This is a genomic window from Nostoc sp. DedQUE04 (assembly GCF_034530995.1).
Lineage (GTDB): Bacteria > Cyanobacteriota > Cyanobacteriia > Cyanobacteriales > Nostocaceae > Nostoc.
The window spans coordinates 88,036-106,431 of sequence record NZ_JAVRCA010000007.1; the positions used below are offsets into that span (position 1 = coordinate 88,036).

11 protein-coding genes are annotated in these 18,396 nt (G+C 42.4%); 3 read left to right on the forward strand and 8 right to left on the reverse strand.

The window, feature by feature from the left end:
* The first annotated feature begins 94 nt into the window (after window positions 1-94).
* The gene (locus RM049_RS06820) at window positions 95-751 is read left to right on the forward strand and encodes a class I SAM-dependent methyltransferase (RefSeq protein ID WP_322688290.1); all 657 of its coding nucleotides are present in this window, start codon (window positions 95-97) and stop codon (window positions 749-751) included.
* Window positions 752-810: 59 nt separating this feature from the next.
* Here the strand turns inward: RM049_RS06820 and RM049_RS06825 are convergent, their stop codons facing one another.
* Window positions 811-1,767 carry an aldo/keto reductase gene (locus tag RM049_RS06825; RefSeq protein ID WP_322703627.1) on the reverse strand — a complete coding sequence of 319 codons (957 nt, stop codon included), beginning with the start codon at window positions 1,765-1,767 and terminating at the stop codon, window positions 811-813.
* 225 nt (window positions 1,768-1,992) lie between these two features.
* Between RM049_RS06825 and RM049_RS06830 the strand changes: the two genes are divergently transcribed.
* On the forward strand, window positions 1,993-2,733 hold the full coding sequence (locus RM049_RS06830) for an SDR family oxidoreductase (RefSeq protein ID WP_322703628.1): 741 nt from the start codon (window positions 1,993-1,995) through the stop codon (window positions 2,731-2,733).
* A 163-nt stretch (window positions 2,734-2,896) separates the two neighbouring features.
* On the opposite strand, the gene RM049_RS06835 is transcribed toward RM049_RS06830, so the two are convergent.
* From RM049_RS06835 to RM049_RS06845, 3 genes are all read right to left on the reverse strand, one after another.
* Window positions 2,897-4,648, reverse strand: a complete 1,752-nt coding sequence (locus RM049_RS06835) for a serine/threonine-protein kinase (RefSeq protein WP_322703629.1) — start codon at window positions 4,646-4,648, stop codon at window positions 2,897-2,899.
* Window positions 4,649-5,021: 373 nt separating this feature from the next.
* Complete coding sequence (locus tag RM049_RS06840; protein ID WP_322703630.1) at window positions 5,022-6,698, reverse strand: alpha/beta hydrolase; 1,677 nt, start codon at window positions 6,696-6,698, stop codon at window positions 5,022-5,024.
* Between the two features lie 357 nt (window positions 6,699-7,055).
* Window positions 7,056-7,550: a quercetin 2,3-dioxygenase gene (locus RM049_RS06845; RefSeq protein ID WP_322684488.1), complete on the reverse strand. Its 495-nt coding sequence runs from the start codon at window positions 7,548-7,550 to the stop codon at window positions 7,056-7,058.
* Window positions 7,551-8,039: 489 nt separating this feature from the next.
* Here RM049_RS06845 and RM049_RS06850 point away from each other — a divergent pair, with 489 nt between their 5' ends.
* Window positions 8,040-8,423: a GFA family protein gene (locus RM049_RS06850; protein ID WP_322670531.1), complete on the forward strand. Its 384-nt coding sequence runs from the start codon at window positions 8,040-8,042 to the stop codon at window positions 8,421-8,423.
* A 219-nt stretch (window positions 8,424-8,642) separates the two neighbouring features.
* Here the strand turns inward: RM049_RS06850 and RM049_RS06855 are convergent, their stop codons facing one another.
* From RM049_RS06855 to RM049_RS06870, 4 genes are all read right to left on the reverse strand, one after another.
* Window positions 8,643-9,062 carry a hypothetical protein gene (locus RM049_RS06855; protein ID WP_322684489.1) on the reverse strand — a complete coding sequence of 140 codons (420 nt, stop codon included), beginning with the start codon at window positions 9,060-9,062 and terminating at the stop codon, window positions 8,643-8,645.
* 75 nt (window positions 9,063-9,137) lie between these two features.
* Window positions 9,138-10,691: a GTP-binding protein gene (locus RM049_RS06860; RefSeq protein ID WP_322670488.1), complete on the reverse strand. Its 1,554-nt coding sequence runs from the start codon at window positions 10,689-10,691 to the stop codon at window positions 9,138-9,140.
* Window positions 10,692-11,003: 312 nt separating this feature from the next.
* Window positions 11,004-16,313, reverse strand: coding sequence for an NHLP family bacteriocin export ABC transporter peptidase/permease/ATPase subunit (locus RM049_RS06865; RefSeq protein WP_322703631.1), 5,310 nt, complete (start codon window positions 16,311-16,313; stop codon window positions 11,004-11,006).
* Window positions 16,314-16,818: 505 nt separating this feature from the next.
* A complete protein-coding gene (locus RM049_RS06870) occupies window positions 16,819-18,258 on the reverse strand; it encodes an NHLP bacteriocin system secretion protein (protein WP_322703632.1) in 1,440 nt (479 codons plus the stop codon).
* Window positions 18,259-18,396: the final 138 nt, after the last annotated feature.

The following is an 18,396-nucleotide window of genomic DNA, read 5'->3' on the forward strand; positions in this document are numbered from 1 at the left end:
GTGAGGTACAACAAACACCAAGTATTGTACCTTGAGGCTATCAAATGGTTGTTTAGCACCCCAATTTCTCGGCTCAAAAATTAGGAAGTAGATAATGACTGTAAACCAAATTATTGGAGATTCAAAAAATAATATTTTTGCAAACCTTGGTAAACATTTTTTTGCCTGGATGATGGCTTCAAGTAGTAGCAAATATGATAAAATTGTCAGCGATCGCAAACGTTCTCTTTTTGCTAATCTCCAAGGTAAAGTTTTAGAAATTGGCCCCAGAACAGGCGCTAACTTACCCTATTATCCTAAAGATATCCATTGGATAGGAATCGAGCCAAATTCACATAGGCATTCTTCTCTTCAAAAACAAGCAGAAAAACTGGGTTTAAATATCGACCTCCGCATTGGTAATGCCGAATGGTTAGATGCCGAAGATAACAGCATCGATACTGTTGTTAGTACATTATTTTTATGCTATGTGCCGAATATAGATTATACATTGCAGGCAATTTTAAGAGTACTTAAACCAGGCGGACGCTTCTTATTTATTGAACATGTCGCCGCACCTCAAGGAAGTTTATTGCGACAAGTACAAAACACAATTAGTCCAATTGGGAAAGCAATAGGTGATGGTTGTCATCCAGATAAAGAAATTTGGATAGCATTAGGAAAGGCTGGTTTTAGTAGCATCAATTATGAGCGATTTGATGCGCAATTGCCAATTGTTAGTCCTCATATTATCGGCGTAGCAACAAAATAAAAGTATGAATAAACCCCCGGCTTAAGTCGTGGGGTTTATCAGGTTTTCCAGCAGAGATTTTATGGATTCTCGCGCAGGAAAGTATCAATATCATTTAGTTCCTGCTGATTGAGGCGAAATTCTCCAGCACCAATGATTCCTTCTACCTGCTTAGGATTGCGTCCGCCAACGATCGCCGCAGTCACCGCCGGATTATTTAAAGTCCAAGCGATCGCTACTTCACCTGGCGAGCGATCGTGTTGTTTACCAATGTGTTGCAACACCTCGACTAGCTTCAGGTTACGAGATAGACGTGGCTCCTGAAATTCATTACTGTTTTTGCGCCAATCATTATCTGGGAAATTAGCAACTCGCTCAGGTGTCATCTTTCCTGTGAGCAAGCCAGATTGCATAGGTGAATAAACAATCACACCTATGTTATTTTCCTTACAAAAAGGCAGAATCTCCTTTTCGACATCCGGCTTTACCAGCGAATAAGGCGGTTGCAATGATGTAACTGGTGCAATCTCTTGGATACGTTTCAACTGTTCGACATTGAAATTGGAAACTCCGATATAGCGAACCTTACCCTCATCCTTGAGCTTGGCCAAAGTTGTCCAGCCTTCTTCGATTTCTGAGTCAGGGTTGGGCCAGTGGATTTGGTAAAGGTCGATGGTTTCAATGTCTAGTCGGCGCAGACTGGCTTCAACCTCCCGCCGCAAAGAATCCGCTTTCAGACTGCGAGCAATTTCGCCCTTTTCATCCCAGATCATTGAGCATTTCGTGAAAATGTAAGGGCGACTAGATCGACCTTTGAGCGCCTTAGCAACAACCTCTTCAGAATGCCCTAAACCATAAATAGCTGCGGTGTCAATCCAATTAACGCCGAGGTCAAGAGCGCGATCGATCGCTGCGATCGATTCTTGGTCATCTTGCTCTCCCCAGCCAAAAGCCCATTCACCGCCACCAATCGCCCAAGCACCAAAGCCGATTGGGGTAATGTTAAGCTCTGAATTGCCAAGCTGTTTGGTTTGCATATCTACCTTCTGCAAGAATTTTTGAGTCAATTGCTACTTTAAGCTGCAAATATTTTCTCAACAGCTATCTGAGGTGTGAATTAGTACTGGTGCAAATATGACAGGCGATCGCTACTTGTATAGGATTACTAAATCTCAAATATTGTGTTTATACACACTACTTATACACTAAACTTGCTCAAAGATAGTAAAAGTTGTCAGTGCCGAGCAAAATAGAGAAGTAATATGTCAGAAGATTTAAAAGGCAAAGTTGCGCTGATCACAGGTGCAAATAAAGGTATTGGATATGAGATTGCCCGCCAATTAGGTTCTAGAGGTGCTACTGTTCTTGTTGGTTCAAGAGATATAGGACGTGGTGAAGAAGCGGCGAATAAACTTCGTCTTAACCAGATCGATGCCCAAACAATTCAACTTGATGTGAGTGACCAAAAAACAATCGACTCTGCGGCTAAACAAATCGAGAGCGAATTTGGAAAACTTGATATTCTTGTGAACAATGCTGGAATAATAAGTGATGGCGATCGCCTTCCACCTAGTCAAGTTGATATTGAAACACTGCGACATACTTATGAAACGAATGTATTTGGAGTGTTTGCAGTTACAAAAGCGTTGTTGCCACTTTTAAAGAAGTCAGAAGCAGGGCGAATAGTGAATTTATCAAGTGGTTTAGGTTCTCTGACTCAAAACTCCGATCCAAATTATGAATTCGCTAATTCTAAGCTTCTTGCTTATAACTCATCCAAGACAGCAGTGAATGCAATCACAGTTTTATTGGCTGCTGAACTTAAAGATACCCCAATTAAAATCAATGCTGCCGATCCTGGTTTTACAGCAACTGACATTAATCAATACCAAGGGTATCGCACTGTTGAACAGGGTGCGATCGCAGCAGTAAGACTTGCTACTCTACCTGATGATGGTTCTAGCGGAGGATTTTTTGATGAAAACGGTGTGGTTCCTTGGTAAAAACTAGAGGGTATTGGGCATGGGTTATTTCCCTTATTCCCTTATCTCATCGTACCTCTACGGGAAAGCAAGCTAAGTGCAGTGTCTGTTTGCGACATACTACGCAAACGTACAAAGTGTTACGAATTACGAATTACGAATTACGAATTACGAATTACCAAACCTACCGAATATTAACCTCTTGCAAGTAATTTACTTCTTGAAGAGATTCAATTTTAGTAACTGACTTTTTCGGAACAAATAAATTTGTTCTTTTTGCAGAAGCTATCTTTTGATAGTCAGCTACCACGCGTTGTTTTTGAGTATACTCATTCAATTTGACTTGAGCTTGAGCATAAACTAAAGTATCGTTGGGAATATTTTGGAGAAATTTTACAGCTCGATCGAAATCACCAATAGATGCTTTTTTATAGGCTTTCTGTAAAAAGTAGGCTGCTCTGATCTGCCGTTTTCGATTATATTCAGCTAACTTGTCTTGAACTAAAGCCCCGGCACGACTTTCTTGAGGAATTTGACGTAGATATTGTAAGGCGGCAGAAAAATCTTTGTCAGCAGCTTTTTCGTAAGCTTTTGCTAATAAATCTTGCGTCTGTAATTCAATGTTGACAGATGCTTTTTGAACTATTTTATCTGTTTTAGATTGCCAATATAAAATTTTGGGAACTTTCGCAGCAGCATGAAGAACATCTGACCATCTGCTCTCTTGAAAAGCTAGTTGTGCTATTTCGTATTGCTGTGCAGCTACTTGCCATTGTTCTTGCCATTCTTCAATTGTAGCTTGCGCTTCTGGATAAACATTGCTGTGAGAAGGGATTGATTTAGCAAGTGCGATCGCTTCTTCTAAATCTCCGGCTTGATATTCTTTTGTGGCTTTATATAAAGTATCTGTTTCTGAATATGCAGGCGCAGTATTAACTAAAGAATATACACCAAATCCCATCACTAAAGAATTAGCTGCCAATCCTACTTTCATTCCCGTTAATAATGGGGATAATTTTCCAGATGCAGAATTTTTCGCTACTTCTAGGGAAAATTGAGAATCTTCCTCTAATGTTTCTGATGGCTGAGGTTCCCAGATTATTTGTTTGAGTACCCGCAACACTTCACCCGCAGACTGAAAGCGGTCTTGGTAATTGTAGCGGATCATTTGGCTGAGAACAGCAGCTAAATAATCGTTAACTGGCGTGTTTTGAGAACGCCAAAAAATTTCATTAGTAGAAGGATCGGTTTTTAATTGTAGTGGTTCTAGCCCTGTTAAAGCCTGAATAGCAATCATACCCAAAGCATAAATATCACTGTTGGGCTGTGTCTGACCAATAAATTGTTCTGGCGGTATGTATCCCAATGAAGTGACGGGAATTCTATAAATGGGCAATTCTGCACCTATGCCAAAATCGATCGACTGGATTGAGCCAAAGTCAATCATAACTAACTTGTTATCAACAGTACGTCTAATCAAGTTTTCCGGCTTGATATCGCAATGGATAACGCCTTGAGAGTGAACAAATTCTAGAATACCTAAGACATCTATCAAAAATTTTACAACTTCGCTCTCACTCCACAGACAGCCCCATTGGCTATCGATGGGCAATTCCGCAGTTAGCGCATGTCCTTCAATACACTCTTGCACTATATAAAATCGCTCGTTTTCTTCAAAACAGGCGATAAATTCAGGAATTTGGTCATGGCTTCCTAGAAGCTTGAGGGTTTGGGTTTCAGTCAGAAACAGTAACCTCAACATCTCCAAATAGCCAGATTCGGAACTGCTAACTTTAATCTGCTTAATAACGCATTTGGGATTCTCTGGATAATCTACATCTACAGCAATGTATGTTTGTCCAAACACCCCTGCACCGAGGCTTTGGACAACTTGGTAACGCCCTTGTAGTAATTTACCGATTATGTGGTGGGTCATGACCTGGTTACTCAGTAAGTCCTTTTATCTAGTTTTTCTGACATTCCCTCCTGTTTCCGGAATACTTTAGAAATAAATAACCAGAATTTTGACACTAAAATATAAGTTAATTTTTTTTAAGTATTTTTGCGTATAAAAAACATTTTTTTAGGAAAAAAATACTTCGCAAACAAAATGCCTTTGTTGGGTTGCGCTTTGCTTCACCCAACCTACAATTTTTCTTAACTTTTAAGTAAGTCGGTGCAATAAAACCAAACTGTGTGAAGGAAAGTAAATAAGCCTTAAACTCTTTCTCCCCCTGCCCCCTGCCTTATCCCAATAATTATTTACGCCGACCTACTTACCCTTTCCCCTTGACTTAGCAATTTCTTGTCTAATCTTGAGTCTTTTGTTGATATATTTGCGGCGCAAGAATCACTTGAATTTGCTTTTCGTGGCATTTTTGAGAAAAAACGCTAATTTGCTCGGACTCGCCTCCTTCAATTGACAAAGATTGCAAAAATCCTTGAAATCCTAAAAAAGCTAATTCATAGATAGCTTTTTGAGTAAAAGCACCTTCAAAATAGCCCGTGTGGGTATCAACACCTTGAGGATCTATATTCTTAAAAGACTTCCGAATAAATGCCAAGGTGAGGAAAATATAATTCCCAAAATTTATCGCTGGCTTTTGGATGGCAGAACTAACTATTCCGATCTGCTTCATCCGGTCATCTTTATAATCTGTACAGTCAAAATATGTAAATAAATCTGCGGGTTGTACCAAGTTTTCTGACATTTCAGTTATCTCTTCAAGTTTTCTATGTTCGCTACTAGAAGAACGAATTTCTAAATATTTATAAGGATTATCAAGTCTGTAACCTTTGCCATAGTCTTGTTTGTGTAAATTAACAACTCCATATCTGGGTGTGTGACCCACTGAATCATTTTTATTGTTGAAATGTTTAACTGTTATATTGCCAAGCCTGTACCCACTAATACGAGTTCGCGCTGGGAAACTAAAATAATTTGCGGCAGTAGAGGTAAATCGTAATGCTAGGTCGCCTTCATTACAAAATATATAAGCTTCTTCACAACGACGTAAAGAAGAACGAAGAAAATTAGCACGTCCTGGCAAGATACTTTCTACAGGGATATCAGGTGCAACTAATACAAGTCTGCCTAATCTAAATACATTACCAATATCCGAATTCGGTTTTTTATTAATAGATTTAACATCAAAAACATCAGAGAGAATCCGAATTATATCTGTTACTACAAAACACCCCATACTATGACTAATAAAAGATAATTTAATACGCTTATTTGGGGGAAGTTTTGCTGTATAATCCAACTGTCTGATCAATTCAACTAAATCTGTAGTTCCATAATTACTTGCTCTGTAAATATCACGAAAATAAGTAGATATCCTGAGAATAATTAGTGTAAAGATAATTGAAGATACAATACCAGATAAAATTAACATCGCTGTGAAAAAGTGGACAGCACTATTACTCAAAATATTTAGGAATAATAAAGCTATGGCAGAGCATATACTAATTGTTAGTCCCAAAACTAAATTAATAGCTAGTAAAGTTGGTAAAGAACTAAGTGCGTTGATTAGCTTTTGCCCAAAGGAACCGGACTCATCCGTTTTTATAGGATTTTCTGATGGCCATCTGTATCCGATAAAAATATATTTATTTGGTTGTTCAATATGCGTATTAACATATTCATAAATCTTTTTACACCCCGTCTCTGTATCCGATGGTGTAGAACTATATCCATGAATATTTATAATTATTTCTGGGTCAGGGCTTGATTGCAAACTTTTAGAAATTTTCTTAATCAAGTCTTGGGCTGAAGGTTCAGCTCCTCCATCATTGATATTAAAAAACTTTTTATTCGCAACTGATGAGAAATACCTATGAGAATTGTCTTCTTCTGTCTCAACGTTCAGTTTCGCAGTACTAACTACTAAATAACCAGGTATTTTTTCTTGATTATTTTTTTTAAATTCGTAAATTTTATACGGTTGATTGTCTGGCAGACTCTGATTATCAGGATAGGTCATTAGGTCTATTTCCTTTCACAATTTATATTCAGTATATCGCGATCGCTTTTTGGTGATATCGGGTCAGCCTGCTTAGATACTGAGTGAACTCAGTACTTATATGAGTTATCTATAAGCCAACTCTGACCCATACCATTACTGCTTGATGGTCATTAAAAGCTATAGCCTTATTCACCATAGCTTAAAGTTATTCAAGCGTGCCATTCAAGTATGAGCCAGCGTTGGATAGTCGGAAGTTTGTGGTAGTGTAATGAAACAAGGGGGGTTGATGCCTCACCTTGATATAAATTATACCGAGTATCAGATTAACTAAATAATTCTTTTTACCGAAAGTTTTTTGGGTTTAAAGTTTGATTTTTATGGAGAATTATCAGTTTCAGGGAGAACAATTGTAATTCCATATTTTGGAGCAGTTGCTAATATCCTGTCAATCAATTCTTGAGTTATAGGTAACGGTGGAACTGATGAATTCTCTACTTTAGTTCCGACTTGTGCAAAAAACTTTTCTATTCCACCTGGAGTAGCCCAAATCAGCATTTTAGCTGGTGCAGAACCAATATTTTTAAAACTATGGAGTTGACCTTTAGGAGAATGTAAGAAGGTTCCGGGAGTTGCTACAACTGTTTGTTCATCAAGATAAAACTCAATCGAACCTTCAAGAATGTAGAATGCTTCATCTTCTCGACTATGAATATGTGGCGGCGGGCCTAGTTGGGGTGCAAGTACTACTTCAAACAGTGCATACTTGCCATCAGTTTGTTCGCTCGTAGCTTTAAAGGTGGTTACATCGCCTGCTACTGAATAACTATCACCATCACCTAGTTGCGATAAGATCCCATGATTAATTGTCATTTTCATCATCTCCTAAGTTTTATGACAAACAGATTGCCCTGCTTGCACAAATAATTAAAATACAGCCTAGCCATGATTAAAAAGCCCAGTAATTAAGCTCCAATGCGCTACCCACTATTGTTTTCCGAAAATTAATTAGGATAATTATTTCATGCTAAAACTGATATTTACCAAAGGCTTCTATCTAAAGAATTAGTTGTTTTCTGCCTATGGGGTTGCCTAACAAGTACGAAAAAATCGCGCGTCGATTTGCTGCAAAATACTTCCCAATGTTGGACACGATTTGCGATAACACTATTCAATTGCATATTGCTTTCTCTTCCCTTTTTTGTATTTGCAGATAATCCATGAAATATTATTGTTAATTATGAATGGAACATGAATAGCGAACGGAGGCGGCAGATCGTGAACGACTGGAATTTACCCTGGGAAGGTGGATGCCGTTGCGGACAGATACGGTTTCAGGTAAGTGCCCCGCCTCTGCTGACGATGGCTTGCCACTGCACGGGTTGTCAGCGAATGACCGCTAGCGCTTTTTCTTTAAGCGTTGCGATTCCAAGCGTTGGGTTCTCAATACTGAAAGGTCAGCCGACCATCGGCGGTTTGCACGGCGCGACCCGCCATTACTTCTGCCCGCACTGCATGAGTTGGATGTTTACTCACCCGGAAGGAATAGATGAGTTCGTCAACCTTCGTGCGACGATGCTGGACGATGCGTCATGGTTCACGCCTTTCATTGAAACTTGGACGAGGGAAAAGCTGCTATGGGCGACGACCTCTGCGGTTCATAGTTTCGAGACCCTGCCCAATTACGAAGACTATGCTTTCCTGATAGAAGAATACGCCAAGCAAGCGTCGAAACCTGCACGATGACGTATGATATCATGTCCGGTGAAAGACTTATCATTAAGAACGCAGGGGAGCAGGGGGCAGGGGGCAGGGGGCAGGGGGCAGGGAGCAGGGGGAAATAGGGTTTTTTGGTTTTTGCACAGATGCAAGAATTATAACTAATTAGGCGAACATGATATCAGTCATCAACTCAAATGGTTGCACTCAGGTTTGGGGAATTTTAGCCACAAAAGTCAATAAACTTTAACGTTGAACTGAAGCTTGCTTTGGCGGGGTTCCGTTCCAAGAGAAAGTAGGTTCGCCCTCGCAATAACTCCATCTTGCTTCCCAGGGCATGGGAAAATTAGGAACCAGAAACCGGATTGAAAATCGTCCCCAGGTGTTGCTCAACTTGCCTGACCCATCTTCTCGTGACGTATCACATTTGACATTAGAGTTACCAACCCAATAGCCATGATAAATTCCACGATTGCTCGTTACTCCAGCTAGCCCTTCAATGAAGATAGTTCCTCCTGGATAAGTCCATATAGCAGTTTTACCGCGATCGCTTTGATAGACCACCCTGCCATAGCCGCTATTCCACACTTCATCTGCAAGCGCAATTTTTGGCACAGCCGCCAAAACAAATACTGCACTGACAATTACTAGTTGCTGAAGCTTCATTGCACTCCTGATTTCTAGTAAGCGTATAACACTACACACAGATGATATCGCTTATGGTCATAAAACTAATAATATTTAGCTATTGACTTCTTCATCATGTTCAACCACCTCAGATTTATCTTGTAATGGCTTCACTACCCGTGCGATCGCTTCCTGAATAAAAGCTTTAATAAATTCATCTCTGCGATTAATTTGAAACTGTTTCTGCACAACTTCTGTCATTCCACCATCACCCCAATCTTGGTCGTGACGAAAATATTCAATGAAACTTTTACCGGCAATTCGCGTTAAATAAGCTGCTGTCACGCCTTGAATTGCTCTACCAACCAGAAAGGTGGCAACATTGAGTTGCAAGGCTGTAGATAATAATTGAATTGCTCCTTTGACAATGCCTAAACTAGCGATGGTTTTCGCTAAAGAAAGAGCTAATTCTCGTCCCCGTTCCATATTCAATTCACAGCCATACACTCTACCAATTTCCACAACCATTTGAGCGTTGACTGCGGCTGTGGCTAATAAATCTACAACTGGTATTGGCGTGACTGATACCACACCAGCACCAATCCATTGAAACCGTTCTACGATTTTGTCAGCTTGACGGCGACGCTGGCCATCGATGAGTTTTCGCGCTTCGTCTCCCAATCGCAGAGATTGCAAAAGAATATTATCTGCTACTAAATCTTCACCTTCAGCACGTAAAACAGCAGCCGTGCGCCGCAGCAAAGGAACAATATCCGGTTCTGGCTGGAAGGTTTCGCCAGTTTCGAGTTGTGCAGGTTGGGGATTAGCAGCGATCGCTACCACATCATTAGTAGCAATAAATCCCCGTACCCGTTGACGCAATCTCGCAAGGATGGATTCTTTATCTTCATCTGTATATAAATCAGTTTTGTTGAGAACTAGAAGCGATCGCTTGCCAATTTCTGCCAACCCCCGCAACGGCTCATATTCTGAGCGTCGTAAGTCATTATCTACCACAAACAACAGTAAATCTGCTTCTGTCGCCAGTTCTCGCGCCATTTGTTCCCGTTCCGTTCCCGCCACTCCTGCTTCTAAAATCCCCGGCGTATCTGTAATTAAAATTTTGCGTTCTAATCCCTTCAACCGCAGACAATAGGTTTCTCCAACCTGAGTTGTACCCATCGGTGCATCTACCTGACCGACCATGCGTCCCATAATCGCATTAACTAGAGAAGTTTTGCCAGCACTCCCCGTACCAAATACCACTACTTGAATTTCACCGCGTGCGAGGTTGGCTTCAATCTCTCGCGATCGACTTAATAAAGCTTGGCGTGTAACTTCATCTTGAATTTGCGCTACCTGTTGTCGTACAGCCTGGAGAGTTGTAGAAGCTGCGTCAGATTTAGCAGCCGGAATTTGGGCCGCAGTCGCTCGCTTCGGATTGCGACGCGATCGCTTTTCTCCCGATCTAATCACCAATACATAATAAACAAAAGCGGCAACCAAGGCTCCAATCAGGAGAATCAGCAGCAACAGCAGTAAATTGCCTAGCAACGGCGAATAGGATAATTGCCAATAGAGGCGTGACAGGGAATCAATAAGCCATAGGGCTAGCCCCAAAATGACGATCAGACCGACAATCAGCGTTACTAGGCGTGACAGAGGCATGGCTGGGAAGGTTTAGTAAGTATTCAGTAGGCAGATGCTTCTAATCTTAATAGTTTCAGCATTTTTTACCAGAGTAGGGGACTTGCAAAGAATAAATTACTTAAAAAATTACGAGAGCAAGCTTAAATAGGAGCGAAGTTAATTCAGTTATTTACTATCTTCCCAATACACAGTTATATCAAGTCCGCCAAATTACCCATAATAAAAGAACCCCACCCCCAGCCCCTCCCCGCCTGCGGGGAGGGGAGACAAAGCACAGCTTTGGCGGGGTGGGGTTCTTCGGGTTTAATAAGCAATCAAGCGGACATGATATTAAAGCAACTGTTGCATCATCAGTTGTGCAAATAGTCCTGATTGATTTCCTAGTTCAACAAAACTACCTTGCTGCACTACTTTGCCATTTGCAAGTACGTAAATTCGGTCAGCGTTTTGAATAGTACTGAGGCGATGAGCGATCGCAACCCTAGTTACTTTTAATTGTTGTAAACTTTCACTGACAATTGCCTGGGTTCTGTTATCTAAAGCGCTAGTCGCCTCATCGAATAGCAAAATTCGGGGTTTCAACACCAACGCCCTAGCAATCAACAGCCGTTGTCGTTGTCCACCAGAAAGATTACTACCTCCCTCACTGACGATTGTATGCATCTGCATCGGCATTGCTGCAAGATCATCTGCAAAACCTGCCATCTGGGCTGCTGCCCAAGCTTCGTCCATCGTCACCAAAGCACCACTGGCAATATTCTCGAAAATAGAGGCTGACATCAACCGACTATTTTGCAGTACCACACCCAATTGACGGCGTACAGCATGGACATCCAAAGAAGTTAAGTCTTGCCCGTCGTAGTAAATCGTGCCAGATTTGGCAAATTCAAACCCCAAAAGTAACCTCAATAAAGTTGATTTGCCGCTGCCAGAAGGCCCAACAATGGCAATAAATTCTCCTGGTTCAGCACGAATGTTGACATTATCCAGCGTCAAGGGGCCATCATCGCGATAGCGGAAAGTTACCCGATCTACAACTAATTTGCCCGATAACCTACCCGGATCTGCTTGAGCAGAACTAATTTCCGGTTCAGCTTGCAAAATTGGTTGCGCCCGTTGCCACAAGGGTAAAACTTGCAAAACTTCCACAACTGTGCTGCTTAAGCTAGTGGCTCCGTTAATAAACGTGCCAAAAGCAACGTTGAATGCTAAGAAAGTGCCAGTGGATAAACCACCTCCTCCAGGAGTTTGAGATTGCCCAATTAAGCTAGTAGCAAACCAGAAGAGGGCAGCAGTGGTTAACACAGGTAATACTTGATTGATGACGGCGAGGCTATCTTCAATGCCTTGGGTACTCAGCATTAATTTTAGTTGATGCGTATACTGTTTACCCCAGTAAGCAAAGGCGCGGGTTTCAGCTTTGGCGATTCGGAGTTTGGCAACTCCATTAATTAACTGCACCATCACGCCAAAGATTTGTCCTTGTAGCTCTAGTAATGGGCGAACTTTACGGACAATAAGAGTACCAGAGATGATAGTGACGGCAATATTTACCAGTGCCACTGCACAAGCTATGAGAGCTAAGGAAACGTTGTAGTAAAATAACAATCCCAGATTCAATAAGGAAAACAAACTGGAGAAGATTGTTTTTAAGACTGTGTTACCCAGTCGCTGGCGAATTTGAGTAATAGCCGTGACTCTAGAATCCAAGTCACCAACTGAGTAAGAGCGAAAAAAGGAAACCTTCAAGTTTAACAATCGATCCCAGACTGCGGCTTGGGTGGAGGAATCGGCAAAAGTTTCCAGCCTAATGGTGGCAAACCCAAGGGCTAGTTGAAACAGCGTTCCGCCAAAGGCAGCAGCCACCAAAGCAACAGCAATTTGGCTCAACAAGCCTCGATCGGCATCTGGGATTGCTTTGTCGATTAGGATAGCCGTAGCTTGAGGTGTCAGCATTCCTAACAGACTGATGGTAATTCCCATTACTAAAACTATAATTAGTTCTTTGTAATGTCCTTGGAGGGCAAACTGAAGTAAATCAAAAGTTTTCAGTTTTTTATCAGGTAAAGGTCGATAGAATGCGTAGGCAGTCTTAGCTAGGGCTGCTGCTATGTTGGCATCAACAGAGATAGGCGTTTGTTCTCCAGGAACGTAGAGTTTGTAATGTGTATCAGACACTGGTAATAGTGCCACTGGTAGTTTATCGACAAGTGTAAATGCTAACATCGGCCCGCAATCCTTTTGCCACCAGTTCTCCCGCAACTGAATTCGTCGCAAGCGGATACGCGAAGCACGAGCGATCGCTTCTACAGGATCTTGGACTCGATTAGAATCTTCTGAGGCAGCTGGCGGACGAATCTTAATTCCTAATGCTCGTCCCACAGCACCAGCAGCAATTAGTAAGGCTTGATTTGGGTCAGTTGCATCAAGATTACTACTGAATCCTATATTATTTAGTCTGTCTGACTTTGGCTGTGGCAATACAGATGCTAATTCTGCTAACGTTTCTTGCATCACTTGGCTTTCAAGACGTTCTCTGGCTTGAAATCTCAGTAATTCTGCATCCATCTCCTGCCGTTGCAGCAGGTTAATGCAGTGGAGGAAGTAAGTTTGTAGTTGGGACAAACCACTTAACAAGGAATCGATATCTTCTATGTCTGCGGTGTTAACACTTTTCAACTCCACAGTGTTATCTGCTTGCAACCACATATTTTCAGCCAAAGGCAACATTCCAGAGGCAGAAGTTAACGGCAGTTCTGCAAACCCCATCCATCTAGCCCGCCCTTGAAGAATTTGCACCCACGATATTTGATGCGGCTGGAAGATTTGGTCTTCGACTAAAGAGAACTGGCGGATTTTTGGCAGCGATGTTGGTATCGTTGGCGTAGCGATCCCAGCAAGTACCGAACTTAATTGATAAATCCAGCGTTCTATCAGAGTTACTACTTCTCTATTAGCGTCAGCAAACAACTGGTTAAAGTCTGCTTTCGATACTTTAAGAATTTCTGTCTCCTCAAGCGATACTGCTAAAACCTCTTGCTGCTTACCCTTTAAACTTGGTGCGATCGCAAACATCGCCTGTCCGGCTGTGCTACTAAATAAATAGCGACGAGTGCCTTCGGGAATGCCATCATTAACTGCGATCGCAAATAGCGCCAAGTAACCAGATTTTACTAGCCAAATTGTCTCCGGATCGTCTAACAGTAGCGATTCATTGCATTGAAAACGATAGTGTTGTCCTTTGAGATTTGCAAACGATAAGAGGGATGAGGAAGACAAGGGAGTAATTTCTTCCCCTACTCCTCTGCTCCCCTGCCTCCCCTGCTCCCCTGCTCCCCTGCTCCCCTGCTCCCCCGCCTCTTCTGTTTCTTCACTGCGAATCAATTGTAAATACGGCCCTTCAACTTGCTGCAATTGTGCATGGCTTCCCCGTTGGACTATCTTGCCGCGATCGAGGACAATAATTTCATCACAATCTCGGATAGTCGAGAGTCGATGCGCCACGATGATACAAGTGCAACCGCGCAACCGCAGATTGCGACTGACGTTCTTTTCTGTTTCGGCATCCAGGGCGCTAGTGGCTTCATCCATAATCAGGATACTGGGATTATTCACCAAAGCACGGGCAATTTCAAGCCGTTGTCGCTGACCACCACTCAAATTAGTAGCACCTTCCAAAAGGTCAGCATGATAGCCTCCTGGCAGTGAAAGGATGACATCGTGAAGCGCTGCGTCTTGACAAGCTCGGACGAGATGACTCTCAGGTATGGTAGTATCCCAAAGCGTCAAGTTGTCTCTGACGCTGCCAGCAAATAACAAAATCTCTTGCTCGACGACAGAAATAGAATTGGCTAGTATTTGGCGAGAAATTTGCTCTCTAGGTTTGCCGTCAAATCGAATTTCTCCCTGCCACGGTTCGTACAGCCCACATAAAAGTTTGGCAACAGTAGACTTACCAGAACCACTCCCACCCACCAAGGCAACTCGCTGCCCTGGCTGGAGCAAAAGATTAAAATTTTCAATCAACGGCGGGGCAATTTGGCTATAGCCAAATGTGACATTGTGTAATTCAACATACCCCTGGAGTTTGGGCAAAGTGTAAGGAGATAAGAGAGACAAAGACGACAAGGAAATATTTTCTTCCCCTGCTTCCCCTGCTCCCCCTGCCCCCCTGCCCCCCTGCTCCCCTGCTCCCCTGCCTCTTTCCTGCAACTGCCGGTCAATGGGGTTACGCAAGACATCATCAAGGCGAGTCAGATTACCTTCCATCTCTTGGAGTTCGCTTCCCAGGCTGATGAGATTACTTACTGGGGCGAAAAACCTTTGCATCATGCCGAGAAAGGCTATTAACATACCGATGCTCAAGGCTCCATCCATGACTCGCAAACCGCCTACAGCTAAAAGCAGCATAGAAGCGATCGCTGACAGAAAAGATGGTAAAACACCTATTGTCTGGTTTGTTTCCTCTAATTCCTGCTGGGTGTTGATGGCTTTGGCATAGTGACCCGCCCACCGGGAGAAGAAATCTGACTCTAACCCAGATGCTTTTAGCGTCTCCATACTCTGAAGACCAGAAATTTCTACGCCGCGAACTTTTCCCTGTTCTTGGATGAGTTTGATATTGGCATCTGTGCGCCGCCGTCTCACCCACTGTAAGGCGGCAAGGTTGATCGCGACAAAGGCGATCGCAATTAAAGTTAGTACAACATCATATTGCAGCATCACTACTACATATATAAATACTGATACTGTTGCGATCGCTGTAGTCGCTAATTCACCCGAAAGCATATTAGCGATGCTGTCGTTGAGTTCCATACGGCTACTGATTTCCCCAGCATACCGTTGATCGTAAAAACTCATGGGTAGGCGTAAAATGTGCCAGAGATACCGACTTTCCATACCCACGGACAACTTAATTTTCATTTGACGCAAAAACTGCAACTGTAGCAGCGTCAAAAATCCACTGAGTCCGGCTGTGAAGATCATGCCTAAAATTAGCGGACGCAACCACTCATACCGATGCTCAATCAATACATTGTCTACAAATACCTGGGAAAATGCAGGTAGCGCCAGTCCAGGAATTACTAACAAAAATCCTGCCAGCACGCAGTAAAGTAATGCGCCAATGGAGCCTCGCAACCGCGACCACAAAGCTAAGATTGTACTAGGCTTGCGTCCTTTGCGTTGAAACTCCGAACCAGGCTCTAGAACTAGCACCACACCCGTGTAAGCGCCACTGAATTCTTCTAAGGAGACGATGCGCCGTCCAGTAGCAGGGTCATTGAGATAAACTCGCTGTTTGGTGATTCCTTCTACTACTAAAAAATGGTTAAAGTTCCAAAATACAATGTAGGGAAATTTTAACTGCGACAAGCCAGCTAAGTTGGTTTTAAAGCTTTTAGCGTTGAGTCGATAATTTCTGGCAGCCTTCAAGATATTTAAGGCACTAACTCCATCCCGCGAGACACCGCACGCTTGCCTCAGTTCTGTTAGTGGGACAATGCGATTGTAATAACCGAGAATAATTCCCAAAGCAGCAGCGCCGCATTCTACTACCTCCATTTGCAGCAGAGTAGGAGTATGACACCGCTTGTTTTTTGGCAAGCGCCCTAATATATTTTGCAGATTTTGCCAGAACATAAAAATATTTTTTAAAACTTGGATTTTGGCTTAATTTAAGCGTTTAAACATAAATTTTTAGCTATTTTTCAACATGACTAAAATTGCTGTATTACACTACTTTTCCCTTCGGAAGTCCTGATTGTATTGATGAAGCCAAATTAATAGACCTCTTGCAAAAATCCTTGAATCACCCCTCCCCAACCCTCCCCTTGTTAAGGGGAGGGAGCAAGACTTCAAGTTTCCCCCCTTTATAAGGGGGGATTAAGGGGGGTCGATTCGACTTATGCAAGAGGTCTAATAAGTAAAAAGGTATATTGCTTTCTCATTTTGCTTAAATGCTTTCTCATTTCAGTAGATCGCGTATTCATTTTAGTGTTTTCCGCAAATAATTAGATACATTGTTTTCTCCGTACGCCAAAAGGCATTCTTATTTAAGTAATTTCCGCACTCTAGTACAGCCTCAAGGTTGATTCGATCGGTAAAATTTTTAATAATTTCTTTCTCATTCCTCTTATCGCCAATATCACGAAATGCCACTCCAGGATCTCAGAATCGGCAGGACAAAAGTAATTGGGGCGCGTTCTTCCACAGTGACTTGTACTGAAGTGGTAGTTCCAGAAGTGACTTTCATCTGTGGCCCTTGGGAAGAAGACCATTTGTAGTCGCTGAAGGTCGAATTGTCTGGTTGCAGTCGCGCAGTAATTAGCATCTGTGGCCCTTGTGACATCAAAGCTTCCACGAATTCGGAATTGCCGACTACACTTAATGCACCTTCTTTAGTCACGGGAAAGGCTGAGACTTCTGTGACTGCACCTATGATGCCACCAAAGCGTTCGCGTTGCACTGTGCTAGGCGTAACTTGTAACTTCATCCCTGGTTGAATTTGCTTACCATTACCAACGGGAAAAAATGCCACACTCACAGGTTGAGCCGATCGCTTTTGTGCAGCGATCGCTCCTATGGGTGTACCCTGTAAAACAACCTGTCCCGGACTTGCGGAGATTTCTAAAATTCGTCCAGAGTAACTGCTCTTGACTAAGCTGTTGCTTGATAGTTGCAGTGCTAATTGAACAATATTTCGCTGGACTTCCTGGATTTCTTTTTTGCGGTTGGTTACAGTTTCTAAGTCTTGTTGCGCCGCAGTCGCTTCTTTGCTATCTAGTTGTTTTAATTGCGCTTCCAAATCTTTAATTGAGTTCAAATTCTCTAGGTATTGTCGTTGAGCATCTGCTTCCTTGACATCCAGTTGCTTGAGTTGCGATTCGGCTTCATTAATTTGTGTCACAGCATTTAAGTAGTCTTGCTGCGACTGTAAGACTGTATCGCCAGAAATTGCTCCCTCCTTCAATAGCTGCTGGCGGTTAGTCAATCTCTGTTTGAAGGTAGGTAAGAGATCCCGCAGTGCTTGTAAGCTTTGGGTTTGATTGGCGCGATCGCGTTGAATCGAATTTAGCCCTTTCTCTTTTAAAATCGGGGTGAGTTTCTGTACCGCCTGGAGGTTTTGCTGCAAAGATTGGCGTTGCTGTTTAATCGCTTCTTTGTCTGCCTTTTGCCGCTGTCCTTGGACTAAGTTAGCAGCGCTATCTTCTGTTTGTAGTTGCCCTAATTTAGAGCGTACTAATTGTAGCTGTTTCATCAGTTCGCTTTGGTCTAGCGTCGCCAGCACATCTCCTCTATTTACATAGTCGCCAACCCGGACATTGATTGTTCGCAATTTACCTGCGATCGGTGACTGGAATGAAGTAATTGTACTGGGATAGACTATTATTCCAGTACCCGTCACCGTAATTGGGATTCGACCTAAAAAACTCCAAGTCAGCCCCGCTGCCACCAACGAACCAACAGCAACTAGAGGTAGCCACTTTTTCGGGCTGACTACCTGCATAATTTGATCTAGTTCTTCCGGCGAAGAAGCACGCTCTAAAGCTTCTTTGCGGAATAAGTCGCTTTTCTGATTAACCACTATAAATCATCCCAATTTGCATTGCATTCAGAAGGAATTGGGTATTAGGCTGACAATTGAATAAAAAATTACCTTCTATCTTTAGCGGAAGGCGGATATGTTTTGTTTGCTTTGGCATACTAATAATTCAGATGCAAA